21 protein-coding genes, 4 tRNA genes and 1 pseudogene are annotated in these 26,814 nt (G+C 61.1%); 13 read left to right on the forward strand and 13 right to left on the reverse strand.

The features are described 5' to 3' along the window. From treY to H7E91_RS02595, 11 genes are all read right to left on the reverse strand, one after another. Complete coding sequence (gene treY / locus H7E91_RS02545) at nucleotides 1–2,508, reverse strand: malto-oligosyltrehalose synthase (RefSeq protein WP_182353527.1); 2,508 nt, start codon at nucleotides 2,506–2,508, stop codon at nucleotides 1–3. Beyond that, complete coding sequence (gene glgX / locus H7E91_RS02550; protein WP_182353528.1) at nucleotides 2,501–4,732, reverse strand: glycogen debranching protein GlgX; 2,232 nt, start codon at nucleotides 4,730–4,732, stop codon at nucleotides 2,501–2,503. Before glgX ends, treY begins: the two co-directional genes overlap by 8 nt. Nucleotides 4,733–5,018: 286 nt before the next feature. Further along, complete coding sequence (locus H7E91_RS02555; RefSeq protein WP_182353529.1) at nucleotides 5,019–5,330, reverse strand: SemiSWEET family sugar transporter; 312 nt, start codon at nucleotides 5,328–5,330, stop codon at nucleotides 5,019–5,021. A 188-nt stretch (nucleotides 5,331–5,518) separates the two neighbouring features. After that, nucleotides 5,519–6,289 (reverse strand): hypothetical protein, encoded by a 771-nt coding sequence (locus H7E91_RS02560; protein WP_182353530.1) that lies wholly within the window; start codon nucleotides 6,287–6,289, stop codon nucleotides 5,519–5,521. Between the two features lie 5 nt (nucleotides 6,290–6,294). After that, the gene (locus H7E91_RS02565; protein WP_182353531.1) at nucleotides 6,295–7,515 is read right to left on the reverse strand and encodes a toxic anion resistance protein; all 1,221 of its coding nucleotides are present in this window, start codon (nucleotides 7,513–7,515) and stop codon (nucleotides 6,295–6,297) included. A gap of 240 nt (nucleotides 7,516–7,755) precedes the next feature. Then, the gene (locus H7E91_RS02570; protein WP_182353532.1) at nucleotides 7,756–8,634 is read right to left on the reverse strand and encodes a PfkB family carbohydrate kinase; all 879 of its coding nucleotides are present in this window, start codon (nucleotides 8,632–8,634) and stop codon (nucleotides 7,756–7,758) included. Next, entirely contained in the window at nucleotides 8,631–9,578 is a 948-nt protein-coding gene (locus tag H7E91_RS02575) for an agmatinase family protein (protein WP_182353533.1), read from the reverse strand. Before H7E91_RS02575 ends, H7E91_RS02570 begins: the two co-directional genes overlap by 4 nt. Nucleotides 9,579–9,642: 64 nt before the next feature. Then, nucleotides 9,643–10,488: a carbohydrate ABC transporter permease gene (locus H7E91_RS02580; RefSeq protein ID WP_182353534.1), complete on the reverse strand. Its 846-nt coding sequence runs from the start codon at nucleotides 10,486–10,488 to the stop codon at nucleotides 9,643–9,645. Nucleotides 10,489–10,497: 9 nt separating this feature from the next. Further along, entirely contained in the window at nucleotides 10,498–11,454 is a 957-nt protein-coding gene (locus tag H7E91_RS02585) for a carbohydrate ABC transporter permease (protein WP_182353535.1), read from the reverse strand. A gap of 31 nt (nucleotides 11,455–11,485) precedes the next feature. Continuing rightward, nucleotides 11,486–12,877 (reverse strand): ABC transporter substrate-binding protein, encoded by a 1,392-nt coding sequence (locus tag H7E91_RS02590; protein WP_182353536.1) that lies wholly within the window; start codon nucleotides 12,875–12,877, stop codon nucleotides 11,486–11,488. Between the two features lie 36 nt (nucleotides 12,878–12,913). After that, nucleotides 12,914–13,990 (reverse strand): ADP-ribosylglycohydrolase family protein, encoded by a 1,077-nt coding sequence (locus tag H7E91_RS02595; RefSeq protein WP_182353537.1) that lies wholly within the window; start codon nucleotides 13,988–13,990, stop codon nucleotides 12,914–12,916. A gap of 179 nt (nucleotides 13,991–14,169) precedes the next feature. Here H7E91_RS02595 and H7E91_RS12200 point away from each other — a divergent pair. Continuing rightward, nucleotides 14,170–14,358: pseudogene (locus tag H7E91_RS12200) on the forward strand (GntR family transcriptional regulator); the annotation flags it as partial. Between the two features lie 9 nt (nucleotides 14,359–14,367). Further along, complete coding sequence (locus tag H7E91_RS11680) at nucleotides 14,368–14,871, forward strand: GntR family transcriptional regulator (RefSeq protein WP_338401708.1); 504 nt, start codon at nucleotides 14,368–14,370, stop codon at nucleotides 14,869–14,871. 284 nt (nucleotides 14,872–15,155) lie between these two features. Here H7E91_RS11680 and H7E91_RS02605 read toward each other — a convergent pair. Continuing rightward, nucleotides 15,156–15,230 (reverse strand) — tRNA-Val (locus tag H7E91_RS02605). Nucleotides 15,231–15,404: 174 nt separating this feature from the next. Between H7E91_RS02605 and H7E91_RS02610 the strand changes: the two genes are divergently transcribed. From H7E91_RS02610 to H7E91_RS02625, 4 genes are all read left to right on the forward strand, one after another. After that, a tRNA-Gly gene (locus tag H7E91_RS02610) sits at nucleotides 15,405–15,477 on the forward strand. Nucleotides 15,478–15,503: 26 nt separating this feature from the next. Continuing rightward, nucleotides 15,504–15,574, forward strand: a tRNA-Cys gene (locus tag H7E91_RS02615). Between the two features lie 9 nt (nucleotides 15,575–15,583). Then, nucleotides 15,584–15,658 (forward strand) — tRNA-Val (locus H7E91_RS02620). Between the two features lie 332 nt (nucleotides 15,659–15,990). Further along, the gene (locus H7E91_RS02625) at nucleotides 15,991–17,133 is read left to right on the forward strand and encodes an IS1249 family transposase (protein ID WP_338401709.1); all 1,143 of its coding nucleotides are present in this window, start codon (nucleotides 15,991–15,993) and stop codon (nucleotides 17,131–17,133) included. 289 nt (nucleotides 17,134–17,422) lie between these two features. Here H7E91_RS02625 and acs read toward each other — a convergent pair whose 3' ends face one another. After that, entirely contained in the window at nucleotides 17,423–19,309 is a 1,887-nt protein-coding gene (gene acs / locus H7E91_RS02630) for an acetate--CoA ligase (RefSeq protein ID WP_182353539.1), read from the reverse strand. 256 nt (nucleotides 19,310–19,565) lie between these two features. Between acs and thrS the strand changes: the two genes are divergently transcribed. From thrS to H7E91_RS02665, 7 genes are read left to right on the forward strand one after another with little or no spacing between them, the layout of a single operon-like run. Further along, on the forward strand, nucleotides 19,566–21,563 hold the full coding sequence (gene thrS / locus H7E91_RS02635; protein WP_182353598.1) for a threonine--tRNA ligase: 1,998 nt from the start codon (nucleotides 19,566–19,568) through the stop codon (nucleotides 21,561–21,563). 11 nt (nucleotides 21,564–21,574) lie between these two features. Then, nucleotides 21,575–22,198: a phosphatidylinositol phosphate synthase gene (gene pgsA, locus H7E91_RS02640; RefSeq protein WP_182353540.1), complete on the forward strand. Its 624-nt coding sequence runs from the start codon at nucleotides 21,575–21,577 to the stop codon at nucleotides 22,196–22,198. Next, nucleotides 22,198–23,154: a phosphatidylinositol mannoside acyltransferase gene (locus tag H7E91_RS02645; protein WP_182353541.1), complete on the forward strand. Its 957-nt coding sequence runs from the start codon at nucleotides 22,198–22,200 to the stop codon at nucleotides 23,152–23,154. Before pgsA ends, H7E91_RS02645 begins: the two co-directional genes overlap by 1 nt. A 13-nt stretch (nucleotides 23,155–23,167) precedes the next feature. Continuing rightward, nucleotides 23,168–24,304, forward strand: a complete 1,137-nt coding sequence (locus H7E91_RS02650; protein WP_182353542.1) for a glycosyltransferase — start codon at nucleotides 23,168–23,170, stop codon at nucleotides 24,302–24,304. Continuing rightward, nucleotides 24,301–24,876, forward strand: a complete 576-nt coding sequence (locus H7E91_RS02655; protein WP_182353543.1) for a hypothetical protein — start codon at nucleotides 24,301–24,303, stop codon at nucleotides 24,874–24,876. The genes H7E91_RS02650 and H7E91_RS02655 overlap by 4 nt, the downstream gene beginning before the upstream one ends. A 5-nt stretch (nucleotides 24,877–24,881) precedes the next feature. Then, a complete protein-coding gene (locus H7E91_RS02660; protein WP_182353544.1) occupies nucleotides 24,882–26,069 on the forward strand; it encodes a PrsW family intramembrane metalloprotease in 1,188 nt (395 codons plus the stop codon). Further along, a complete protein-coding gene (locus tag H7E91_RS02665) occupies nucleotides 26,066–26,611 on the forward strand; it encodes an NUDIX hydrolase (RefSeq protein ID WP_338401710.1) in 546 nt (181 codons plus the stop codon). Before H7E91_RS02660 ends, H7E91_RS02665 begins: the two co-directional genes overlap by 4 nt. Nucleotides 26,612–26,814: the final 203 nt, after the last annotated feature.

A 26,814-nucleotide genomic window follows, 5' to 3' on the forward strand; every position in this document is an offset into this window, starting at 1 on the left:
TCAGTCTTCCCTCCTGAGGATGGCTACGGGCATGGAGCTCAGCAGATCGGCCAGGGCGATGCTGCCTGCTTCGTAGGAATTTCCAGTGAGAATATCGGTCCACGTTCCGTCCGGAACGACAACCGTATGGTCGCCGAATCCTGTCTGAGCGAGTTCGGCGTGGAGACGTTCGGTGATGACAGCGACTCGCGCCTCATCGCCGACGGTGCGAGCAAATGCGAAGGCGTGCCCTGTCGTGACCGGCAGGGGTTTGTAGCCGCCGCCGACGAACACGTCGGGGATGTCTCTGCGCAAGCGCAGGATCCGCGACACGAGCCAGAGCTTCTCTTCGTCAAGGGTCGGATGAGAACCAAGACCGTGCTCGTCGAGTTTCTCGAGCATGGGAATGATGTCGCCGTAATGAACGGGCCGCCGGTTGTCCGGGTCGACGAGCGAGTTCTGTGTGATCTCCTCGCCTTGGTAATTGTCTGCAACGCCAAGAATCGTTAGCTGGATCGCCTTGATGGCGAGGAGAACAGAGCGAACCGCGGGAGCGGTGTACTCGTAGAACTCCGTCATCTTCTCGCCAATTTTCGGGTCGGTGATGAGGTAACGGGCGAACATGAAGAGTGCGTTCTCTGCGTCCTCATTCGGCTCCGTCCACGTCGTCCACGCCTTCTGTTCGCGCGAGGCCTTTTCGAGGTACTGGACGAGACGGTCGTGGCTGATAGGTCCCCGGTCTGTCCATGTTCCAAAGATTGTCTGCCACAGGAGATTCTCCGTGCGGCCGTCGAGGTTCGCGGGGTGCTGCTTCGCAGCGAGTTCTCGCACCTCCTCGAGGAGTGACCGCCAGGCGGGCGCGTACTGGGACAGAACGCTGATGCGGGCGCGGACGTCTTCGCCGCGCTTCGTGTCATGAGTTGTTCCCGCGGTCATCGTCACCGGCCACGCCGGGAGGGTGCGTTGCACCCACGCATGCATCTGATCGGCAGAGTACGTGGGAGTGAACGCGTAGGAGCCAACCTCGCACGATGACAGCAGAAGCGTCCACCGGTAGAAGGCGGTGTCTTCAATGCCCTTCGCCATGACGGGACCGCACGCCTGCTGGAAGCGGATGATGAGCTCCGCGCGCTTCTTCTCGTGGGTGCGTCCAGCAGAGCCGATCTCGGCGCCGAGAAGCAGCTCGACGACAATATCGAGAGTCTCGTGCCGATCCTCGACCAAGCGCTTCTTCGCCCGTTCGGCGGCCTCCCGCAAAGCACGTTCGGCCTGCGGGTTTGGTCGCTCCCCGGGAACGACGTAGGCCCGGTACCTGTCCATCTCCAAGATGAGTGCAACAACCGATTCGCGCAGTGAGCGGAACGTGTGGTCCCGCAGTCGCACGTCGGAGCGGCACAGGGCTGAGAGGATCTCTGCGAGGCGGTCGATTTCGGCGAAGAGCGACTCCGTGATGATCTGCTGCTTGCCCTCCGTGATGATGGCGGGAAGGTCGCCAGCCGAATCACCGGCGATCTCCTCCATGATCGTGCCGAGCGTGATGATCCCATTCGGGTCCGTCTGGAGGGCCTGGATGCGCCAAGCCGAGTCGTAGCCGGTCGTACCGGCGACGGGCCAGTCGTCAGGGAGCTCCTCATCGCCGTCGAGGATCTTCTCCGCGACAACCCAAGCTCCGCCCGTCGCCTCCGAGAGGTCGCGGAAGTAGCCTCGCGGATCAGCAAGCCCATCGGGATGATCGATGCGGAAGCCGTCGATGTAGCCCTTGTCGTAGAGCGTGAGGAGGCGGCTGTGGGTCTTTGCGAACACCTCGTCACGCTCGACACGGACGGCTGCGAGCGTATCGACGTCGAAGAACCTCCTGTAGTTCAGCTCTTCGTTCGCGACCTTCCAGTAGGCGAGCCGGTAGAACTGGCGCTCAATAAGATCAGCGAGCGGTAGCGCCTCGGTTTGGTCCTTAACCGGGAAGATGTGGTCGTAATACGTGAGGACGTGCTGTTCGCCTTCGTCCTCGAAGCCGGGGACGACGCGCGTCTCGAGCGAGAGAGTCTCGTCGGCAAGAGCGGTGCCGATTCTCGTACCGAGGACCGGCATAAGAACCCCCTCACCGCCCTCTTCGATCTCAATGTCGAACCAGTCGACGTAGGGCGACTCGGGCCCATACTTGAGAACTGACCACAGCTCCTTGTTGAGATACAGGGGAGTGGGCACCGCCATGTGGTTCGGAACGACATCGACGATGACACCCATACCGAGCTTGTGCGCCTCGTCTGCCATGGAGCGAAACGCACGCTCCCCGCCGATTTCCGCTGAGATCGTCGAATGATCGACAACGTCGTAGCCGTGAGCCGAGCCAGGTACAGCTTGGAGGATGGGGGAACAATAGATGTCGGTGGCGCCGAGGTTGTGCAGGTATGGCAGCAGCTTCTTTGCCTGCGAAAACGTCAGGTCAGGTCCGAGCTGAAGGCGGTACGTCGACACGGGCTGGCGCCGACCTTCCCGCGGGGCGTGTGAATGTGCGTGGCGTTCAGGCATCTGTCTCCTCCAGGTGAGTCAACTTTGTGGCGGCGACGCCACTCTCGGACACGTCAGGTTCATCTTGTGCGTCTGTCTCAGCTTCCCGGCGGAGCTCAAGCTCCTCCTCCCGCTGCTCGGCGGGCCTCATGAGAATGACGATAGACCGGCTTGTCACGGTATAAGTTCCGCCAGCTTTACGTTCGCTCCCCTCCGTCTCGGGAGAGGCCGTGTTGAGCACTTCATGCCACGTGATTCCGTAGCTTTCATTCGGAAGGGTGAAGTCGATGTCTGACCCATCGGCGGAGATGAGAATGAGGAGATCATCGTCGATAACCTTCTCACCGCGACGGTTGGGTTCCGTAATTGCGGCGCCGTTGAGGTAGATCATGACGGACTTCGCGTACGACGTGTTCCAATCCTCGTCGTGCATCCGTTCACCAGACGGGGTCAGCCATTCGATCTCGCCGAGCTCGGACTCGCCGCCGTGCGTCGAGCCGCCAGCGAAGAAGCGGCGCTTGCGGAGGACGGGGTGGCTGTGGCGGAAGTTGACGATCTTTTGAGCAAAGTCGAGCAGTTCCTCCTGCTCCTCGCTCAGCTTCCAGTGGACCCAGGACAACTCGTTGTCCTGACAGTACGTGTTGTTGTTACCGAGCTGGGTTCGGCCCACCTCGTCGCCGTGCGAGATCATCGGAACGCCCTGCGAAATGAGGAGAGTTGTGAGGAAGTTCTTGATCTGGCGAAGTCGCAGAGCAGTGACATCCGGATCATCCGTCGGTCCCTCGACTCCGCAGTTCCAAGACCTGTTATGCGACTCGCCGTCAGCGCCGCCTTCGCCGTTCTCCTCGTTGTGCTTTTCGTTGTAGCTAACGAGGTCCCTCATCGTGAAGCCATCGTGCGCGGTGACGAAGTTGATCGAGGCAACGGGCCGGCGGCCCGAATGCTCGTAGAGATCGGAGGATCCAGTGAGGCGCGATGCGAGCTCTGAAAGGACCGATGGCTCGCCGCGCCAGAAGTCGCGGACCGTGTCGCGGTATTGACCGTTCCACTCGGTCCACAGCGGAGGGAACCCGCCGACGTTGTAGCCACCTTCGCCGACATCCCACGGCTCGGCAATGAGCTTGACCTGCGAGATGACGGGGTCTTGTTGGATGATGTCGAAGAATGCCGACAGGCGGTCGACCTCATGCAGTTCACGAGCCAGCGTTGAGGCCAGATCGAAGCGGAACCCGTCCACGCGCATTTCCGTCACCCAGTAGCGCAGCGAGTCCATGATGAGCTGAAGGGAGTGAGGAGATGACATATTCAGCGAGTTGCCGGTGCCCGTCGTATCGAAGTAGTGCGCCTCATCGCCAGGCACGAGACGATAGTAGGACGCGTTGTCGAGGCCGCGGAACGACAGAGTCGGGCCCATGTGGTTGCCCTCGGCCGTGTGGTTGTAGACAACGTCGAGGATGACCTCGATGCCGGCCTCGTGGAAAGCCTTGACCATGGCCTTGAACTCGTCCACCTGTTCACCACGGGTGCCGTAGGATGCGTACGTGTTTTGTGGGGCGAAGTAGCCGATCGTGTTATAACCCCAGTAGTTCGACAGGCCTTTTTCCTGAAGGTACGTGTCATTAACAAACTGATGGACCGGCATGAGCTCAATCGCAGTCACGCCGAGGTCGTTGAGGTGCGCGATGATCGAGGGATGGGCGAGCCCTGAGTAGGTTCCCTTCATCTCGTCCGGGACGTCCGGGTGCAGCATCGTCATTCCCTTGACGTGCGCTTCATAGATCACCGAGTTGTGGTAGTCGTGACCCGGCGGGCGGTCGTGGCCCCAATCGAAGAACGGGTTGACGACAACGGACACCATCGTGTGGCCGAGCGAATCCTCCTCATGGCGTTGAGTCGGGTCATCGAACGAGTAGGAGAACACGGCCGGTGAGTTCTCAACATGACCATCGATCGCCTTCGCGTAAGGGTCGAGAAGAAGCTTCGACGGGTCGCAGCGGTGACCATTGGGTGGATCGTAAGGCCCGTGGACGCGGTAACCATAGAGCTGTCCGGGACGCACGCCGGGGATGTAGCAATGCCAAACAAAAGCGTCGACTTCAGTCAGCTCGATTCGTTCTTCGTTCTTGTCATCATCGAGCAGGCAGAGTTCCACCCGTTCCGCGACAGACGAGAAAACAGCGAAATTAGTGCCCGAGCCATCGTATGTGGCGCCGAGCGGATAGGGTTTTCCAGGCCATTTTTCCATGCCTTTAGGATGTCATGAACTGGCACGACCCGCCGACTTCTTGAGTTCTAGGCGAAGTCAGCACGAGGACTTTGGCCCTAGACCGCCGATGATAGTCGTCTCAGCGGGTGGCGCGGCCGCCCTGCCGCAACCACTGACGCCCGCACCCGTGCCGCAATCCGCTTCGTCTGGGCGTCCGCGTCACCCGAGTGCAACGTTAGTAAACGCGAGTGACCTTGGGGATAGTTTTACGGACGCGGCCTCAGAGCGCGCGTCGGGAGGCGAGCTAGCTGCCCGCCTCATGCGTTTATGCGGCGATATCCTGACTATCGACCGCCACGGCGAGTGTCTTCTTCGACGGCTGCCGGTAGTAGAGGATGACAGCGATCATGGCGATGCCAACGAGAGTCGACACGGTGTTGGCGATGATGAGGGGGAGCGCCCCCGAGACGATGCCGTAAGAGAACCACAGGCCGTATCCGATGACGAGGATGATCATCCACGACAGCGAGACGTTGGAGGAATCCCGAGTACGGAGCATGAGTCGAATCTGCAGGAGCGGCGCAAGCGCCATGATCAGTCCCCACACGGTGGTGGCCACAGCGAGAAATGATGACAAAAAGAACTCCTCAAAATGTTGAACGGCTGTGGAGCATTGCTCGCCAGCCCACACCTATTCTAAGTGCTCACTGGCCAACGTGGCTGGTGTATCTCCCCACACGTGGCGAACTCGTAGTCCGCGGTGTGCAGTTGACGATCAAGTGTGAGATGGCAGGCATACCGGTCGGTGCGCCTGCCATCTCGTGACTACTCGACGCCGAAGTCGAACTCTTCCTGCTTGTGGCCGAACCGTTCCCGGAGGAAGTTCCCGCTGCTCGTCAGCTTTGCTGATGATGCGCTGTGCCGGGTGGCATGAAGCGTCTCCGCCTGGCTATGGAGTAGCCGTACCTGTTCGGCAAACTCTTCGTTTGGCGTCTTGCCGTTGGGCTGGGGAGTATCGACCATGTCGGCTGGAATGGCGAGGTACCCCTTGAGGACTGTCGGTAGATAGTCGGTCGTGAGTGCTTCCAGCTCGTATTCGAATTGAGCATTGCGTGACGGGTGCACTCGTTCGGCGTCAATGATCGCGTCGAGGGTGTGGCAGCACTCGAGAATCGCCACATAGGAGTCGGACGGAAGTTGGTGCTTGTTCGCCTTGGCGTGGGCGGATGCCCAGTTGATCGCCGCCGAAAGCGTCGTTACTGCGGACTGAACTGGGACCGGGCGCTCAGGAAGCTGAGTTGGTGCTGGCTGCGACTGGACTTGCGGTTTGGTGCGAGAAGGCGTGGGCTTCTTGGGATCATCAAGCCACAGATCACGGCGCCAGAATGCACGGCCGCCAGACAGCGCCATCGCAGCGAGGAAAACGAACGGATTGGGACCCGCCACCGCAACGATGAATATCGTTGCGTAGACAGCTCCCTCAAGCGTGATCTTCTTGTCTTTTGCGCCGATCCCAACCACGAGAAGCAGGAATGCGATAAACGGGAAAAACAAGACGACAAGTGCGATCTTGAAGGCGTTCTTCACGCGGTACATGGATATCAGCTCCTCTGGTCGTGGGCCGTCGCGGCGTCTGTTGCGTGGCTACGCTCGAGCTGGTGTCGCGCCCGGTTTACCTGGTTCTGTAGCGTCGCTGTCGTGTCCTTCATAGCGATGGCAGCCTCGACCTTGAACCTATCGATTTCGTCCAGGGCTTGGAAGACGTTGTCGAACGCCTGCTGCAATTTGTCAGGATCGATCGTCGCCTTTGCGGCGGTCTCGTGAATGGCAGTGCCTTGGGAGCGCAACATCTCGGATGTCTGAAGGATCATGTCTGACGTCGTCGTGTTGAGTGCCTCGATCTGGGATAGAACGATCTTTTGCTGAGCAACTGCTTGCGCAACAATGACGGCAACGCGAAGTGCAGACAGAGTGGTATCAAGGGCTCGGTCGACACCCTTGATGAGCTCGGAGTTGTTCTTCTTAACAACATCTAGTGCGAGATACGCCTGCACGGAGACCGCGAGCTGGGTCATGAGATCCTGGTGGCGTTGACGAATGTAAAAGAGCGCATCGGTCTCGAGCGCGGCGACATCGTCGTCACGTCCCTCGGCCCGTAGGTTGGCGATGCGCTGTTCGAGCTCGTTGCCGAGATGGTTGGCGAGGACCGAATAGTTGGCGAGGTATCCCATCGCCTCCCACAGCGCATCCCGCTCGGTCTGGATCGCAGCGTTATCATGCCGCAACTCATCCTGCCCTCCGCGAAGCGACTTTGTGATCGCGTCGAGGTGCGACTGAGCTGACTCGTACTTCATGAAGTAGCGTTCGAGAGATTTTCCGCCCGGCAGGAACTTGAACAGTCTCTTACCGCCTGTGAGGTCATGCCTCTTCGGGTCGAGGTCGGTGACGATCTGCCGAAGCTCTTCGATCGTTTTGCCCGTGCGCGAGGCCGGATCGTTGCCGGCGGAAGAGAATGAGGCGGGCCGGTCGAGCATGCGGCTCGACGACGTGCTCGCCTGGGCCATGATGCCCTCGCCGAGCCGAGTGAGCTGAGCGAGCTTTGTTTGAAATTCCGGACTGCGCGGCTCCGCTGCGAGGAGATCGTCAAGAAACCTGCGTGCTGTATCCGCGTGCTTCTCTTGCTCATCGGAGTCGACGAGGATCATTCCACCGACCTTCTCGGGTTGATGGACCACGACCGCGTCCGCAGGCCTTGGCGGTTCGAGGATCAGCGGGTTGTCTGCAGGTCGGCTCGGCTCGCCAAGATCAAGTGGGTTCGACATGCGGTGTTCTCCTTCGTCATTCGCCCCTCATTTCTCTCCCTTTGCCTGCCGGCGTATCCAACACTTCAAGCTCGGGATTGGGGAGTAAAGTGCGGCACCATCTTACTCATCCTTCCTGGCAGATCCCGCAGAACGTTCGGAGATATGAGCCCATGGCCCGTTGGCATTGCCATTGCATCGACAATGTCGGCTCGGTGCTGATAGAACCGCAGAATCAGCGCCGCTCAGAGCGCCGCTTTTTCAGAGATCGCTGGCCGATAGAGACTCGAGTGCGGCGTCAATCTGTTCGCTGTTTGGTTTCCACCCCTGCGCTCCGATCACAGTCGTCGAGATCGCGGCTGCCGCCATTGCTCGCCTCACTGAAAAGTCAACCGGATGGCCATGCGCGAGATAGTGGCACAGTGTTCCGGCGAAGCAGTCGCCCGCTCCGGTTGCGTCCACCGTTTCTACGCGGTGGGCGGGAAGGCTGGATGGGGCCCCGTCCGGGGGATAGATGACGGCGCCGCGCGATCCGCGGGTCTCAACGGCAGTTGTGCGCGGTCGAGATGAGACTCCTGCGAGTGCGTCCCACCCGGCTTCGTTAGTGATGAGGAGTCGGCAATGATCGAGGGCATGCCTGACCGCTTCGTCGTGGACCATCCACTCTTCGACACCGGCGACAACCCGATGACCTTGTCCCGCCGCGACGAGGGCAATGATGGCCGTGGGGGAGTAGGAGACGTAGACGAGGTCGGCTAGCGCCAGCTGATTGAGGTCCAAGGGTTCGAGATCTAGGCCGACACCGATGTCCACGATCACTTCTCGGGCTTCACCACGCAGGAGAACAGTGGCAAAAGCTGTCCGGCCGGGACGCACAGCAGTATGCGAGTTATCGAGTCCGCGCTCACGGAGGGCTTCTAAGACCCATTGGCCGTTGGGGTCGTTCCCGATCGCCGCGTGCAGTGTGACCTCGGAGCCCAGTGAACGGGCGGCGAATGCGGAGTTCGCGCCAGTTCCTCCCAGCCCCCACCGGCTCCGCAGTGGCGTTACCTTCTCATCGGCTGCCGGTTCGATCGGCAGTTCAATGATGTAGTCAACGGCGGCGTCACCGATGACACTTACCCGTGCCGGTCGAATCACGGCTCGCAAGTCCCTGCAAGCATCTCGAGGGCGATGCCGCAGGCGAGCCGAGCGCTAATACCCGATAGGTCATAGATTGGAGCAAGTTCCACCATGTCGATCGCAATCGGTTTGGCCTGGCCAAGTATGCGGGCGATCTTCAGTGCTTCGCGGGCCGTGAAACCTCCGGGCTCGGGCGTTCCGGTTCCGGGGAACGCCCCGGCGTCGGTCGAGTCGAGATCATAGGTGACGTAGAGACCATCGACTCCGTCGGTTGCGATCTCGATTGCTTCGGCCAGCGCACGTTCCAGTCCCAACTCCTCAATACGGTCCATGCCGAACCAGGTGATGCCAAGCTCCGCCGCCATCTCTACTTGGTCGCGCGGATTGAGCCAGCCGTGTACGCCGAATACGACCGTATTCGCACCACCAACGTTCGGCAGCTCCGCAGTGCGTATTGTTGGACAGCCGCTACTCAGACGCTCACCTGCAACGTCTCGAGCCGTGTCGAGGTGGGCGTCGATCGCGATGTATCCCATGCGGGAGACGGTTGCGGCCGCGCCCTGCGTCGCCCCGATCGTCAGGGAATGGTTGCCGCCAACCAGGAAAGGTAGCGCGCCCTGGTCTCGAATCATGCGGACGTGGTCGGCGATGCTCTCCATCGTCCGGGCGGCGTTGGGCGGAATGACGGCGACGTCTCCTGCATCGACGGTGGGGAGCGCGCTCCACAGGTCGTGTCCCCGCTGGGCGTCGTAACCGAAGAACCAGCTGGAGGCATCGCGGAAGGCACGCGGGCCCATGTTTGCGCCATTGCGTCCAGCATTTCCTTCATCCCAGGGCACGCCTGCGATGGCGCAGAGCGCGCCGCCGAGATCGGTAGCTGGGGCCTGCGGGCGACCGAAGAATGTCGCGACGCCGGACTGGATAACGCCCAGCGCCCCATCGGTTGTATGATTACTCGTCATTGTTATCTCCTTTTCATTTTTTCGACGGCGAGGTTGCCGTCGGAGTGGGTGGGGTGGGGTAGCTTCACTTCCCCACCCCCATGGTTAGACCCATGACGAGGTGGCGCTGCATGTACAAGGCGGTGAGCATTCCTGGCAGTGCGGCTACGATGGCGGCTGCCGCCATCCATCCCCACCGTACTTGGTCAAAGCCGATGGCCTGGAGGATACCTACAGTGACGGGCTGGGTGTTCTGGCCGGACAGCACGAGTCCCATAAGGAGGTTATTCCAGCTGAAAATGAACGCAAGAATTGCTGCGCTGGCGACACCGGGACGAATCACGGGTATGACGACGGTCCACAGCGTGCGAAGAGGGCTGCAACCGTCCAGCTGGGCCGCCTCCTCGATCTCGACGGGAACGTCGCTGAGGAAAGTGCGAACGATCCAGATCACCATGGGGATCGTGATGAGTTGGTGGGCGAGGATCATGCCGATGAAGGTGTCGTAGAGACCGATCCGCTGATAGATGCCGTAAAGCGGAATGATGACCATCAGCTCCGGAGCGAACCGAAATGACATGAATGTGAAGGCGAGCGAATCCTCTCCGCGAGTGCGACCCCGGATCAGCGCGTACGCGGCCGGCACTCCGACGAGCAGGGACAGAAGGACTGCACCGCCGGAGATGATCGCCGAGTTGCGGAGGTAGCGGACGAACTCGCCTGCTCCGGAGCTGAGAGACGACGAGTCACCCAGGATGACAGATTGGTAATTCTCCACCGTTGGTTGGAAGACGAACGTCGGAGGGTAGGCGATGACATCGCCGTACCCCTTGAGCGACATCATGACGATCCACACGAGTGGGAAAAGCAGGAACGTTAGCAATGCGACGTAGGCGACGAGGAAGCCGAGCTTCGGAATTGTTCGTGTCATGAGTCTCCCTCACCCGACCGCGTTGACTGTTCGGCGCCAGAGCCGCAGAAGAAGAAAACTGACGACGTAGACGACTATCCAGAGAATGAAGATGATCGTCATAGCCGCTGAGGGGCTCGAGAAGCGAAAGGCCTCTTCGTAACCGAGAACATGGAGCAACCGGGTGGAGTCGAGGGGTCCGCCGCGGGTGACCGGCCAAATGAGATCGAACTGCTTGAGGCTGTCGGCGACTCGGAAAATGGAAACGAGCACGACATAGGGGGCAATCCACGGCAGGCTGACGTGACGGAACATGTTCCACGCGCTGGCGCCGTCCACCTTGGCGGCCTCATGCAACTCTGTGGGTAGCGATTGTAGCCCGGCGAGGACGATGAGCGCGCTGAAGGGAGTAAACACCCATGTATCGATCAGTATGACGGACATAAGGGCTGTACTGGTGTCAGTCAGCCAAGGGAAGGGGTCCACACCGAACCATCCGAGCATCCAGTTCAGCACCCCGGAGCTCGGCTGCATCATCGTCTTCCACATGAGGCCAGCGACGATCGGCGGTATGAGGAGAGGCAGGACGAGTGTACGGCGACCTATCCAGCTGCCGAAGCTCGACCGGGAGAGGAGCACAGCGACCGCGATTGACAGTGGGAGTTGGATCGCCAGGACCGCGGCGGCGTAAAAGACTGTCCGGCCGAGGCTTGCGAGGAAAGAGGGATTGCTAAGCATTTCAATGTAGTTACTCAGACCGACGAAGTTCGGACTTCCGGTGTAACTCTTCTCGTCTGTGAGGCTGGTCCACACTCCGTCCGCGAACGGGATCATGATCCCGATAAGCAGAAGCAGGGCGGGCAGAAGCATCAGGACATATGTGCGCTGCGCTGAACGTTGTGCCCCTCTTCCGGCACGGACCTCGTGAGGGTTCGTGCCGGAAGGGCGAAGGGCGGGAGCTCTGCGCGACGTCGGCGTCGCGGACATGGCACTCCTCTATGGATGCGGGAACAGGTTGTCAGTTGAGGATGGAATCAATCTCGTCGGCGGCAGACTTCAGATGTTCTTCAGTGTTGCCGTCAAAATAGGACGCCTGTAGAGCTTCAGCCCAAATGTCCAGCACGCGGGTGAGTTCAGGGTGAGGGGGGAACCTAATCGCGGAGATCTCTGCTGTGGCCTCGAGAACCTCACGGTACTGCCCTGGGGTCTCACCCCATTCGTCCACCATTGCCGAGAGCTCCTCGTCCTCCCAGGCGGAAGCACGAACCGGGTTCATGTTGCCGGCAAGGTTTGTCTCGAGCAAGACATCGGGACTTGTCAACCACTGCATGAAGGTCCACGCAGCGCCCTTGTCCTGGGAACCGGAGTTCATACTGACCTGCCACACCCACGCACCAGTGGCGCGGCCAGCAGGCCCCTCAGGAACCAGTGCGTAGCCGACATCATCGGAGATGGAGGATTCCTCCGGATTCTCATACGTCGCCGCGAAGAGGTCGGCTTCATTAAGGGCCATCGCAAATCGTCCCGAAGCCATGCCCTGCAGGACCTCGTACCATGTGAACGCCGCGGCATCGTCCGGTGATCCGGCCTTGACGATTTCGAGGAACATCTCGGCGGCTTCGATGCCCCCCGGGCTGGCAATCGCGACTTCACCGTTCTCGTCAAGAAGATGGACGCCGTAGGACTGCGCCATGCTCGCCCATGTGAGGTACGTGAGGTCCCAGTACCGGTCGAACCGAGTGACGATAGGGTAGCTGTTACCCTCAAGAGTCTCACTGAGTTTCTCTGTGACCTCGAGGACCTCCTCGTAAGTCTCAGGGACCTCGACGTCGGCCTCTTCGAGCATGCTGGGGCGGTACGTGAGGTTGTAGGACTCGAAGTTGATCGGCAACGCCCACGTTGATCCCTCGCCGATTCCTTCACCCAGCTCGAGGTTCCACTGCCCAGATTCGTAGATTCCGGGCACGAAGTCTTCGACATTGTAGTCTGGCATCGTCACTGCGTCGTTCGCGATGTAATCCTCAAGTGGCTCGAGCCAACCAGCGGCAGCATACTGCCAGTTGTGTAGCGGGTCAGTCATGAGAATGTCGTAGTTGCCAGAGCCGGCTGACAGATCGGCCTGGAGCTTGTCGAAGCCCTGTTGCTCGCTGAACACCTCGTAGGACACGTCGATGCCGGTTTGCTCCTCGAACTCGGGGATGAGGGGTTCAAGCGCTGAGACAAAAGGGTGCTCGATGAGAAGAAGGTTGATTGAGGAGCCCTCAAAAGCGCGGGGGTCATACGTTTCCCCGCTTCGCAGGGTCTCGCCTCCCGCCGAGGCGCCATCGTCCGAGTCGGAGGCGCCGCAGGCCGCTAGCCCAGTGCTACCTAAGGCTAGGGCCACGAATGCGGCCGCTGTGCGTGATTTCATGTCAGCTCCTTTGCTGAAGTTGGGGACAGTTATGCGTCAGAGGGTCGCGCGGGCGACACGAGCGATGTCGGCCGCGAGCGGGTTGAGGTCTAGATTGTTGGCTTCGAGCACTTGTGCAAGCTTGTCTGCCGGGACAGCGTCGAATCCCGCGTAGGCGCCGGCAATCGAGCAGGCCATGCATCCGACGGTGTCCGTGTCATCGCCTGAGTTAGCGGCGGCGACGGCGGCGAGCCAGGGGTCCCCGGCGGCTGCAACGAAGAAGCCAATCGCGGCCGGGACTGCCTCGGCGGCGTGAAGGCCAGTGCCCACTGTTTGGGCGATGTCGCGGACCGCGGTGTCCAGATCCGGCGATGTCGAGGCAATCCGTACGGCCAGCTCGATGCGTCGGCCGATATGGGCTCCAGCAACTTCGCGGCCTTCCATGGCTCCAATGCTGTGGCCGAGTTCGGCGCCATGGAGGGCCGCGCGCACGACGTCGAGGATCGTCGCGTCGTCACGTAACGCGACCGCGACCGCGGCAGCGACCGCGCCAGCCCCCGAGACTCCAATAGAGGTGAAGTGGCTTGGTCGGCAGGTCACTGCCGCAGCACGGACGGCCCCTTCTACGTCGCCTGGGTGGACAAGCCCTGCGGGGGCGACACGCATGGCGCCGCCGTTGCTGGCTCCCATGGTCGCTTCGCGACCTTCCGCCCCGATGGTGTCGGGGTCAGCGCCATTTTCCAGGGCTTCTATGGCTCGCCGTGTGCTTGGGCCAGCGAAGTGCGGGAAGTAGTCAGGGTTGCGTGACCAGGTAATAAGCATGTCAGCCACGTCTCTTGACGTCACCTGGCCGTTTCCGCGAACGAAGGCCTCGGCCAGCATGATCATTTGACTCGAGTCATCGGTGAACTGGGCCGCCTTTCTGCCTTTGGCGTAGGGCGAGTCTCCCGGTGGAGCGAAGAAGGTTTCGACCCGACCACCAAACAGTTGGCGGATTTCGTTCATGCTCCGCTGTTCGGTCGGCGCTCCTAAAGCGTCGCCAATCACGGCAGCAGACAGCGAGCCGAGAACCTTGTTCTCCAGGCGGGTAAAGGTTGAGGTCGCGAGAGCGGATACCTGCATATCGTGTTTCATTGATCTTCCTCGATAGACAGTGGCGAACGCCACGATTTGGCTATGCTGACACATGTAGGACCAAGTGTCAACACTTGTTGGTACAAGATGAATTGTTTAATCTGAGAGGCGCCGTTTTTCGCGACAATGCGCTGAATTTACAAAGCGTCGGTGAGATGATGAGAGTGGGAGGGTAGGACATGAGCAGTGCGCATGAACGGGTGGCGGATATGCTCCGAGCTGAGATCACTGAGAATCGTTGGCGTGCCGGCGACCGGATCCCTGGCGAGATGGAGCTCGCGGCACGATGCGGGGTTTCGCGAAATACGATCCGGCGTGCCCTCGACACTCTCGCCAATGCCAACGTCATTCGACGTCACCAAGGCAAAGGGACGTTCGTGGCTGAACAGGGCGTGAGTCATGTTTTGGGCGACTTGAAGAGCTTCACCGAGATCATTGAGGATCTGGGGATGAAACCAGGCGTGCGTGACGTCACCATTTATGTTGACCCTGATCCGCCTTCTGAAGCCGTGGAGTTCCTTCCCGGTAAGCACCTGTGGCTGATCGAACGAGTACGAACTGCTAATGGACAGCCGTTCTGCCTTATGCAGTCATGGCTGGCCGATGCGGCAGCATCCTCCATCGTGCCCTCACATCTTGAAGAGACACAGTCGCTTTATCGAATCCTCGCTGATATGGACCTGCGTCCTGCACACGCCACCGAAATCATTCGAGCGGAGGCCGCGACACTTGCCGAGGCAAGAATGCTTGGCGTCGAGCAGGGCACGCCACTTTTGACGGCATATCGGTGGACGTCAGACTCCCGGGGCCAGCCGATTGAATACGTCCGAAGCACTTCACCGGGCAATAGATACCAATACGTTATTAAGCTCCAGCAGTAACAGCGAGGCTAGGACAAGGCTGAGTCACGACACTGATGCAAGGCTTCGGGGAGTACGGACATCCAGCGATCTTCTCACCGACGGACATTGGTGAATACGCGCCAACACAACGAAGGCTCCGGCTACAGTCCTTCCGTTAACGCCGCCAGGCCGCAGAAAACCGTGGTGTGCTGGTGCTGCCCGGCGGCGGTGGAACTGATGTGGTCGAGCTCCATCTGCCGTGAAGCTCCGATACCTCTCTCACCCTCAGACCGTCTTCACCGCACGGCTTCGAGTCGAACGCATGGTGGGCGATACTGGGTTCGAACCAGTGACCTCCTCGGTGTGAACGAGGCGCTCTACCACTGAGCTAATCGCCCGCGGACCATCATTGGTCGCGACTTGAAGGATACTGAAAATATCGCCCCAACGCCACGCGGACAGGCTGTAAACACGCGGAAAACTGCGTGATGCTTCCTACATCGGCGCGGTTGGACAACGAGAACTCAAAGTGGATATATTAATTGAGCACCGCCGGGAAGCCGGAAGGTAACGCGGACGTAGCTCAGTTGGTAGAGCATCACCTTGCCAAGGTGAGGGTCGCGGGTTCGAATCCCGTCGTCCGCTCCGGGAAATCCGCAAGGATTTCGCACGGTGGGTTGGCCGAGAGGCGAGGCAACGGCCTGCAAAGCCGTGTACACGGGTTCGAATCCCGTACCCACCTCGCATGCGAGGGCGATTGGCGCAGCGGTAGCGCGCTTCCCTGACACGGAAGAGGTCACTGGTTCGATCCCAGTATCGCCCACCAGCAAGGCCCCGAGAATAATCTCGGGGCCTTCGTCATGTCTCGAGTCCTGCTCACTGAAGATGTCTGGCTTATAGGACATTTCGTGTTGGTTTGACCCTGATCTTTTGTTGCTGTGCCGCCATTAGGTTGGTGTTGAAGTTCGTGCGGCTGAACTTGATGGGTGGACATTTCGTGTTGGCTTGACCCCGACCTTTTGTTGCTTTGACGCGGAAAAGTGGGGGTCGAAGTTGGTTTCACGGGGCTGACTTATAGGACATTTCGTGTTGGTTTGATCCCGACTTTTCGGCGCGTTCTCAACGGAAAGGCAGGGTCCAAGTTGCCTGATAGGGAGGGTGAACACTCCTTATTGCCGCCCGTGCGAGCAGGCGATGACACGCTATGGAAAGACCAGTACGGGACGTCAGCGCTACCGCTGTGCCGGGTGCAGGACGAGTCGCGTAGCGGCGATCGACACCTCCGCGAAAGACTTCGCCCTGTTCTTGTCCTTTCTGTTTTCCCGCCAGCGCCAGCGAGACCTGCCCGGGGCGGGACGGACCTTCCGTCGGCGCACCGCACGGTTCTGGCAGCTGTGGCCCACCCCTGATGTGGTCGACGAGGTCCACCGGGTGATCTACGTCGATGGGATTCACCTCGGACGCAGAGCCGTGATCCTGATCGCCTCCACCGACACCCATGTCGTGGGCTGGTACCTCGCACGCAGCGAACACAGCCAGGCCTGGGCAGCGCTGCTGGCCCGAATCGCACCGCCGCAGGTCGTGGTCACCGATGGTGGATCGGGCTTCGCCAAAGCCCGCCGGGCGCACTGGCCCACCACAAAGGTCCAGCGCTGCACGTTCCATGCTTTCAGCCAGGTGCGTCGCCAGACCACGACCCGGCCCCGCACTCAGGCCGGAGTGGAACTCTACGGCCTGGCTAAAGCGCTACTCCACGTCCGCGATAGCGCCGGGGCCGCCGCATGGCTGGCCGCTTACACCCAGTGGCGCGCCACATGGGAGACCTTCCTGGCTGAGCGCACTCGACTCGCCACGGGGCAGGTCGTGCTCACTCACCAGCGTCTGGTCACGGCCCGCTCAGCCCTCGATACGCTGATCCGGACCAAGACCCTGTTCACCTACGTCGATCCCGCCAACTTCCCCGCCAGCGCCTACCTGCACGCTCCGCTGCCAGCGACGAATAACCGGATCGAGGGTGGGATCAACACTCAACTGCGGGCCCTGCTGCGCGATCACCGCGGGATGAGCCTGGACAGGCGGATCAAAGCGATCATGTGGTGGTGCTACATGCACACCGAACACCCTGCCAGCCCCGCACACATCCTCAGGACCATGCCCACCGACACCCAGATCCAGGCCTACTACCGAGCTGCGGCCAGCCGCGGCGAACACGCCCGAGACATCGGCCTGACGGGCATCGGCACCGCAGCCGTCTGGAACGAGCTCCACCACTCGACCAGCTACATCACAACCTGGGACTGACACCCCTCCGATCAAACAAAACCAACACATTTTGTCCTATAAGCCAGATGTCTGACTGTGACGTCACAGCGCGAACTCTTAGGCCATCACCTATCGCTGACGGTCGATGCTCGACCTGCGACCCTGCGGACCGCTGTGAACGAGGAGCAACGACTCTCGCGACGTGCATGGCGGGGTGGCGAGCCATCACGGCCTGAGGTCAACAAGGAATGCTGGCCAGGGCTCGAACCCCGCCTGGCTGCGGTTTTGAACATGTGCACGCCCGGTCGGCGGGCGTGCACATGGCGCACTATTCCTCGAGGGTCGACAGGTCACCCTCGTCCTGGCCGAGTGCCCGTGCACGAAGCACTCGACGCATGATCTTGCCGGATCGAGTCTTCGGGAGCTTATCGACGAACTGGATGTCATCCGGTTTTGCGATGGGGGACAGGTGCTGAGCCACGTGGGCCCGGAGCTCCTCGACGAGCTCTCGAGAGCCTGAATAGCCCTGGTTCAGCACCGCGTACGTGAGGATCGATTGACCTTTAACCTCGTGTGGCACTCCGATCGCCGCTGATTCGGAGACTGCTCCATGGGAGTTGATGGCCGCTTCGACCTCGGCGGTGCCGAGTCGGTGGCCGGAGACCATGATGACGTCATCAGTGCGGCCGATGATCCAGAAGTAGCCATCTTTATCTCGCTTCGCGGCGTCGCCCGTCATGTACCGACCTGGATATTTTGACCAGTACGTTTCAACAAATCGGTCGTCGTCGTTGTAGAGCGTGCGGGCCATCGCCGGCCAGGGATTCTTGAGAAGAAGGAAACCCTCGGTCCCGTCGGGTACAGGATTGCCATCCGCATCGACGATCTCAGCCTCCTGCCCGAAAACGGGCCGCCCGGCCGATCCGGGCTTCTGCGGCATGGCGGGAACTCCGGTGATCTGGAACATTCCTGTCTCCGTCTGCCACCACGTGTCCATAATCGGCGCCCGGCCGCCCCCAACGACCCCGTGGAACCACAGCCAGGCCTCTGGGTTGATCGGCTCGCCAACGGAGCCGAGTAGCCGGAGGGATGACAGGTCGTGGCGGTTCACCCACGCATCGCCAAACCTCATGAGCGAGCGGATCGCAGTGGGGGCCGTATAGAAGATCGTGACGCCGTAGTGCTCGATGAGCTTCCACCAGCGGTCGGGATGAGGGTAGGTCGGCCCGCCCTCGTACATGAGTGTCGTCGCGCCGGTGAGGAGGGGCCCGTACACAACGTAGGAATGTCCCGTCACCCACCCGGCATCCGCCGTGCACCAGAACCGGTCTTCTTCTTTGACGTCGAACGTGTACTTCAACGTCGTATAGGTGCCCACCATGTATCCACCGTGGGTGTGGAGGATCGCCTTCGGCTTCCCGGTGCTGCCCGAGGTATAGAGGATGTACAGCGGATGCTCTGCATCGACCTGGACGGTGGGGCACGGGCCGCGGGAGATCGGAAGTGACTCGAGGTCGTGGTACCAGTGGTCCCGCGTGGAATCCATGTGGACGTCAGTATTCGTACGCCTTACGACAATGATGTTCTCCACCGTCGGGGAGAATCGCACCGCCTCATCGACGATGTCTTTCAGTGGGAAGACACTGCCATTGATCCACGACCCGTCTGCGGTGATGACAAGCTTCGACTCGGAATCGTCGATCCGGGACGACAGCGCGTCGGCAGAGAATCCGGCGAAGACGACCGAATGGATCGCGCCGAGCTTTGCGCACGCCAGCATCGCGAAGACGACCTCGGGGATCCTCGGCAGGTAGATCGTCACCCGATCGCCCTTCTCGATTCCCATGGCCTTGAGAATGTTCGCCATCTTCACAACCTCGCGGTGGAGAGAGAAGTAGGAGAACGTCCGAGTTTCCTTATTATCCTCCGAGCGCCATAGGAGAGCGAGCTTGTTCTTCCGGTGACCGCTGATGTGCCGATCGACTGCGTTCGTCACGATGTTTGTCTCGCCGCCCGTAAACCATGAGTAAAACGGCGCGTTCGAGTCGTCGATGACGCGATCCCACGGCTTGGACCATTCGAGCTCCGATGCTCGTTCAGCCCAGTAGCCTTCAAGGTCCGCGGCAGCGCGCTTTTCCAGGTCTTCCCAATTTTCCGCCCACGACCCGCGAGCAGTCTCGGCCGGTGGATAGAAGATGTCACGTTCGTTCGTCATTGAACTCCCTTCGTTGATAAGCATGAGAATGCCAGATTAAGTGACGTAGGTCCCACACTCTCGTCATCTCATCATTCGGCGTTCTCGAACCTGACCATTGCGAGTGGACGTCTACCCAGGGCCGTCATCGAGAGGTCGGTCACGAGCACATCCCGCCCTGGTCCCAGCACCGGGCTGAAGGGCGGGGATGGGTATGATGATGACCGTGCGCACCGCCGTATGTGCGTACACAACCGAATGGAGAACTACTGTGCCCATGCTCGTTATCGACGGATCGCCGCTCGAGATCGATGGACCGATGACCGGTCTTGACCACTACCACAAGCAGCGGAACATCATCGCCCTGCGAATCGACGGGGAGCTGAAAGATCTCGATACGAATCTGGCGACGCTGACCGAGGGCACGAGCATCGAAGGCGTCGACGTCTCGTCGCAGGACGGCCTCGACATTCTCCGTCACTCGGCCACCCACGTTCTCGCCCAAGCGGTTCAGCAGCTCAACCCTGACGTCAACCTTGGTATCGGGCCTTTTATCACTGACGGCTTCTACTACGACTTCGGCAACATCGACCCGGTCACCCCCGAGGATCTCAAGGCGATCGAGAAGATCATGAAGCAGATCGTCAAGGAGGGCCAGTCCTTCCGGCGCCGCGTTGTCACCGACGAAGAGGCCCGCAGCGAGCTCTCCGACCAGCCGTACAAGCTCGAGCTCCTCGGCATCACCGGCAACGCCGAGGAGGCAGCCGAGGGCGCCTCCGTTGAGATCGGCGGAGCCGAGCTCACAATCTATGACAACGTACGCAGAAACGGCGAGGTTGCCTGGAAGGACCTCTGCCGCGGACCGCACGTGCCGACAACGAAGTATCTCGGCAACGGCTTCGCCCTCACCCGAGCATCCGCAGCCTACTGGCGCGGTGACCAGAACAACGACGGTCTCCAGCGAATCTATGGCACCGCGTGGCCCTCGAAGGATGAGCTCAGCGAGTACCAGACCCGCATTGCCGAAGCTCAGAAGCGTGACCACCGTCGGCTCGGCACCGAGCTCGATCTGTTCTCCTTCCCGGATGAGATCGGCTCAGGCCTGCCCGTGTTCCATCCGAAGGGCGAGATGGTGCGAATGGTCATGGAGGATTACGCCCGCAAGCGGCACCTCGAGGCGGGTTACTCGTTCGTGCACACCCCTCACATTACGAAGAAGAATCTCTTCGAGACCTCGAAGCACCTCGAATGGTATGCGGACGGCATGTACCCGCCGATGCACATGGACGAGGAACGGGACGCCGAGGGCAATGTCACGAAGCAGGGCCAGGATTACTACCTCAAGCCGATGAACTGCCCGATGCACAACCTCATTTACCGCTCGCGCGGACGCTCCTACCGCGAGCTACCGCTACGCCTGTTCGAGTTCGGGACCGTCTACCGTTACGAGAAGTCCGGTGTTGTTCACGGGCTTACCCGATCCCGCGGTTTCACCCAGGATGATGCCCACATTTACACGACCCGAGAGCAGATGAAAGATGAGCTGGCGAGTCTGCTCGGCTTCGTCCTCGACCTGCTCCGCGATTACGGCATGGACGACTTCTACCTCGAACTGTCGACCCGCGATCCTCAAAAGTCGGTTGGCGACGAGCAGACGTGGGACGAGGCGACTCGCACGCTTGCTGAGGTCGCTCACGAATCAGGCCTCGAACTGGTTGACGACCCGGGCGGGGCCGCCTTCTACGGACCGAAGATTTCCGTCCAGGCGAAGGACGCCCTTGGCCGGACGTGGCAGCTGTCGACGATCCAGCTCGACTTCTTCGAGCCCGATCTGTTCGAGCTCGAATACACGGCTCCGGACGGTTCTCGCCAGCGTCCCGTCATGATCCATCGCGCACTTTTCGGTTCAATCGAACGCTTCTTTGGCGTCCTCGTTGAACATTACGGTGGCGCGTTCCCAGCGTGGCTCGCGCCCGTCCAGGTTGTCTGCATCCCCGTCGCCGAAGCATTCGAGGACTACCTTGAGGGCGTCGCCGCACAGTTGCGCGCCGAGGGTATCCGAGTCGAGATTGACCGCTCTGATGATCGGTTCGGCAAGAAGATCCGCAACGCCGCCAAGGATAAGGTGCCGTTCGTTCTCATTGCCGGCGGCGAGGACACTGAGAACAACGCCGTGTCCTTCCGGTATCGGGATGGCTCGCAGAACAACGGTGTCCCCATCGCTGAGGCTGTCGCGGAGATCGTTCGCCAGGTCCGCGAACGGGTCAACCAGTAGCGGGGAACGCCATGCTCAGTCGTAGCGGGCGTCCGCTCGCCCAGATGCTGTTCGGCCCGATAGCGAAGCTGTTCGTCCGGCTCGGCATCACCGCCGATGCCGTGACGATCGCTGGCACAATTCTCACGTGCGCTGTCGCTCTCTGGCTCATCCCCACCGACCATCTGACGGCGGCAGCGTGGACGATCTTCGCGGTTGTCATCTTCGATAATCTCGATGGCCAGATTGCCCGGTTGACGGGCACGGAGTCGTCGTGGGGTGCGTTCCTCGACTCGACGATGGACAGGTTCGCCGATGGTGCGATCTTCCTTGCCGTCGCGATCTGGGCCGTCCTTCACGCCGAGCCGGCCTATGCGAACTGGATCGCCCTCGGTGCGGTGCTCGCGCTCCTCATGGGCGGCGTTGTGCCCTATGCGAAGGCTCGTGCCGAATCTCTTGGTTTCACGGCGAACGTGGGGCTGGCTGAGCGAGCGGACCGCCTGCTCGTCATCCTTGTCGCCGTCTTCTTCGTTGGCATGGAATGGGGGGACTGGTGGCTACTGGGGGCGTCCTGGCTCCTTGTCGTGGCCGGCTTCTTCACGGTCATCCAGCGGATGGCGACCGTCCGCCAGCAATCGAAGGGCGAGTCGCTGTAGTGGATACGTATGCTCTCTTTGAGAAGGCCCAAGCCTTCGTTGAGAAAGCTCCCGAGCCGCTCGGCAGGGCGGTCTTCGATCTCGCCGGCATCGGTGCCGCGTTAGCAAACATCAAAGGCGTACGGCAGCTGAAAAAGAACTACTCCCGTATCGACCCGAACCTCAAAGGACTCACGCTTCAGGGCGCAGCCATCACCGGCATGCGGAACTACATGCGCTACTACTACGAGATGTTTCGTGCCCCGAGCATCCCTCAAGAGGAGCTCGCCCACCGCGTCCGCATGGTCCCGGATGACTACCTACGCGACCAGCTTGAACACCGGTCGGTACCAGCGGCTCTCATGCACACGGGCAACTGGGACCTGGCCGGGGCATGGGCCGAGAAAAACCTCGCCCATGTCATCACCGTTGCCGAGAAACTCGGCGACCCGCGGATGGCACAGAGATTCATCGATTACCGGACCGGGCTCGGCATGTCGATCTATCTTGCCGAGCGAGGCGCGAACGTGTTTGAGAGCCTCGTCGAGGACGCCGCCCGCCCGGTGCTTCTTCCCCTGCTCGCCGATCGCGACCTCACGTCCTCGGGTGTGCCGACACGTCTGTGCGGGCACGAGCTCATGCTCGCTCCCGGCCCCGCGCTCCTTGCGATCCGCACGGGTCGTCCTTTCGTTCCCCTCCTCATGAGGCACACGCGCGTCACGGGCGATGAGCGTCGGAGGGCGGGTACCCGGTGGGTCACCCACATCGACGTTTTCGACCCGATCGCCCCCACCGTTGGCCCGGACGCGCCGCGAGCCGAGCAGGAAGCAGACGTGGAACGCATGTGTGTCGACTGGATGGATGCGGTTGAGCCGTGGATGAGGGAGCATTATGTGCACTGGCACATGCTTCAGAAGGTGTTCGTCGATGACCTCGACATGGACCGAGTGAGAGCGCGCCAAGCGGATACGGTGTGAGAGCGGAGTTTTAGTGAAGATCGGTATTGCCTGCCCCTACTCGTGGGATGTTCCAGGCGGGGTGCAGTTCCACATCCGCGACCTCGCCGACGAGCTTATCGGGCGTGGCCATGAGGTCTCCGTCATCGCCCCAGCCGTCGAGGGCACCGAGTTGCCCGACTTCGTCATCCCGACCGGAGCCGCCGTCCCCATTCCATACAACGGGTCGGTCGCGCGGCTCGCTTTCGGACCCCGTGTCAATCTTCAGGTGCGCAGGTGGCTCGCCGGAGGGGACTTCGATGTCCTTCACGTTCACGAGCCGTTCGTTCCCTCTCTCGCGATGCTCGCGCTCATGAACGCGGAGTGTCCGGTTGTCGCGACGTTCCACACGGCCATGGATCGGTCGAAGTTCCTCTCGATCGCCTCGCCGTTGCTCGTCCCCGTGCTCGAGAAGACGCGGGCGCGGATCGCGGTCTCGGAAGAGGCCCGCCGAACCGCGGTTGAACATCTCGGCGGGGATGCGTACGTCATCCCGAACGGCGTCGATGTTGGCGCGTTCACGGTCTCGGAGAAGGATCCACGATTCACGGGCACACCCGACAGTCCGACCATTGGATTCCTTGGCCGGATCGACGAGCCTCGCAAGGGCCTGCCGATCCTCGCGGCTGCGGTCGCACCCGTTCTTGCCCAGTACCCGAACGCGAGATTCTTCGTCGCGGGCCGCGGGGACAACTCGAAAGCCCTCGACATTCTTGGTGACGCCGCTAAGGCGGTGACGTTCCTTGGTTCTGTCACTGAGGAAGACAAGGCTGCCATGCTGTCGTCCGTCGACATCTATGTCGCCCCCCAAACCGGTGGTGAGTCCTTCGGGATTGTCCTCATCGAGGCAATGAGCGCAGGCTCTTTCGTTGTCTCATCCGACATCCCCGCCTTCCAGGCCGTGCTCGAACATGGCACGTATGGCGACCACTTCCGCAGCGAAGACTCCGCGGACCTCGCCCGAGTCATCCTCGCTGCCATCGCGGATCCGGAGCGTCGCGCACAGACAATCACCGCCGCAGAAAAGGCGGCCTGGCGTTACGACTGGTCGACCGTCGCCTCCCAGATCCTGTCCGTCTATTCCATGGCGGTGCGCACCGCGGGCCACGAGGTCGTGGGGTGGGGGCGATGAACTGGGGCATCGTCGGGATCATCGCAGCCGCGGTTCTCCTCATCCTTGCCGTTATCTGGGTGCTGACGGCACGCCGACTTGACCGGTTGCACCGAACGGTCATCCAGTCTCGACTGACTCTCAATGAGGCGCTCACTCAGCGTGCAACTGCGTCTGCGGAGTTCGCCGCGTGCGGGGCGCTCGATGTCGCGAGCGTCATCCTGTTAGCCGATGCGGCGCAAAATGCGCTTGCGCAGTCTCATCAGCCGATTGCCTCTGACGGTCTCGAGGCAGGTCCAGGATATCGCCACGTGTCGCGCGACTCGGACGATGATCGGCTCATGCTCGAATCTAACCTGTCCCGCACCCTTCGGCTTGTCCATGACGGTCTCGATGAGGATGAGCTCAGCACCGTGCAGCAGAAGGCCCACGACATTCTTGAGGACACGAGGGAGAATGTCCGGCTCGCCCGCAGGTTCCACAACGCGTTTGTCGACCAGACTCGTCGGCTTCGCGTGAACCCGTTCGTTCGGGCGGCACGCATGGCAGGAGGAGCTCCCATGCCACGGCCGGTCGACATGGATGACGAGTAGTTGTGATGGACTGGCAGCGCGCCCAGGAGCGGCCGTGGGTTCCTGCACCGAACCCGCGAGGTGTGCCCGGGCCGGTGCCATACCGCCTGCCGCGGCGCCATTCGGTCGGCTTCTACATGACGGTCGCGGTTCTTGCCCTTGTCGGGGTCGCCGGTTTCATCGTTGTTCTTCCCCTCCTCACTGAGTCAGCAGGAACGGGGGCCGCCGCCCGTTCGGGAATCATCGCTCTTATTCCTGTCATCGTTGTCACCGCCATCATCTGGTGGGTGGACTCGTGGGAGCCTGAACCGCGGTGGATCATGATCGCCATGTTCCTCTGGGGCGGGGGAGTGGCTGTAGCTCTAGCTGCGTGGATCAACACGGCCTGGGCGGAGTCCTACTATTTCGCCACCGGCAATGCCGCCAAAGCGAGCATGTGGGCTGCGGTCGTATCCGCTCCCATCGTCGAAGAGGCAGCGAAGGGTCTCGGAGTCGTCCTTGTCTTCGTATTCTTCCGGAAGTATGTCAACGGCCCCCTCGACGGGCTCGCGTACGGGGCGATGTCTGGCCTTGGCTTCGCATTCACGGAGAACATCCTCTACTTCACGCGCTACTTCGAATACCTCGGGGAGATTGCGATCCTCCGGTTCTCCTCGCCCCTTCTTCATCCGCTGTGCACGGCCATCATTGGCATGTTTCTCGGCTTCGCGGTCTACGCACGGTCGCGGTGGGTAGCAGTGCCTCTTCTCGTTCCGGGCTATGCCCTTGCCGTCGCGATCCACTTCATGCACAACGGGTGGGCGACGATCGCTGATTCTCAGCCGGACGGGTCGATGAGTTTCAACTACCTCGCCGTCCAAATCCCTTCCTATCTCGCGGCCGTCATTCTCGTTGTCTGGTTCCGCCACGAAGAATCCCTCACGATCTCCCAGCGGCTTGACGAATATCAGCGGGCCGGATGGTTCGCTCCGTACGAGGTGGAGATGCTCGGCAGCCTCGAGGGCCGCAGGCGAGCAACTGCATGGGCAGCGAGCCGTGGCGGCCACGCAAAAGAGGCGATGAAGCGGTTCCAGCAGGAGGCCACACACCTCGCTCTCAATAGGCAGCGTGCCGCGTTAGGAACTATTCCCGGTGCTTCGGCCCAGCGCGAGGAAGCAAAGATTTTAGCAACGATAGCTCAAGCGAGGAGCATTTTCATGGCAGGAGTGCGGTGAGCGGCGACGACGAGTGGACGCTCGGACCCGATGGGCTCCTTGAGAGGACCGCGGCCCGCGTCGTCATGTTCGATCGTGAAGGCAGGTTGTTCCTTCTGCGTGGACACGACTCTGAAGATCCCCATCACACGTGGTGGTTCACCCCCGGCGGAGGGCTCGATGTCGGCGAGGATGCTCATGTGGGAGCCGCTCGGGAGCTTTTCGAAGAAACGGGCCTCAAGGTCAACCCGGATCGTCTCATCGGCCCGGTCATGGAGAGGACGGCCGTCTTCCGATTCACCTTCCAGAACCGGCGGCAGTTTGAGAAGTTCTTCCTCCTCCACGTCGACAACGACGAGGTCGACGCTGTCAGTACGTGGAACCAGGACCACCTCACCGAGTTGGAACGAGACGTTCTTGACGAGATTGCCTGGTGGACGATCGACGAGATCGAACACGCTCAAGGTCGCGGCACCCACATCTACCCCCTGAGCATCGCCACGCACGCACGGCAGTGGTGGAACGACTGGGATGGGACCGTCATTCACGTCAACGAACCCTGAAAAAAGGCGACTGACCAAGACGGCTCACGAGACCACGGCACAGCGACCTGCATGCATCGGCGTGTGGTCCGCCGACAGGTCCGCGGGCGCAGCCGAGCCGCAGGCGCCTTCGTGTCGAGCCGGTCCGCTCGGAGCGCGCAACAGCCGAGAGCGAGGCGACGCGGTGGGCGCGCTACACTTGTTCGGTAGGACGATCTGTTGAC

Source organism: Flaviflexus huanghaiensis (assembly GCF_014118685.1).
Classification (GTDB): domain Bacteria; phylum Actinomycetota; class Actinomycetes; order Actinomycetales; family Actinomycetaceae; genus Flaviflexus; species Flaviflexus huanghaiensis.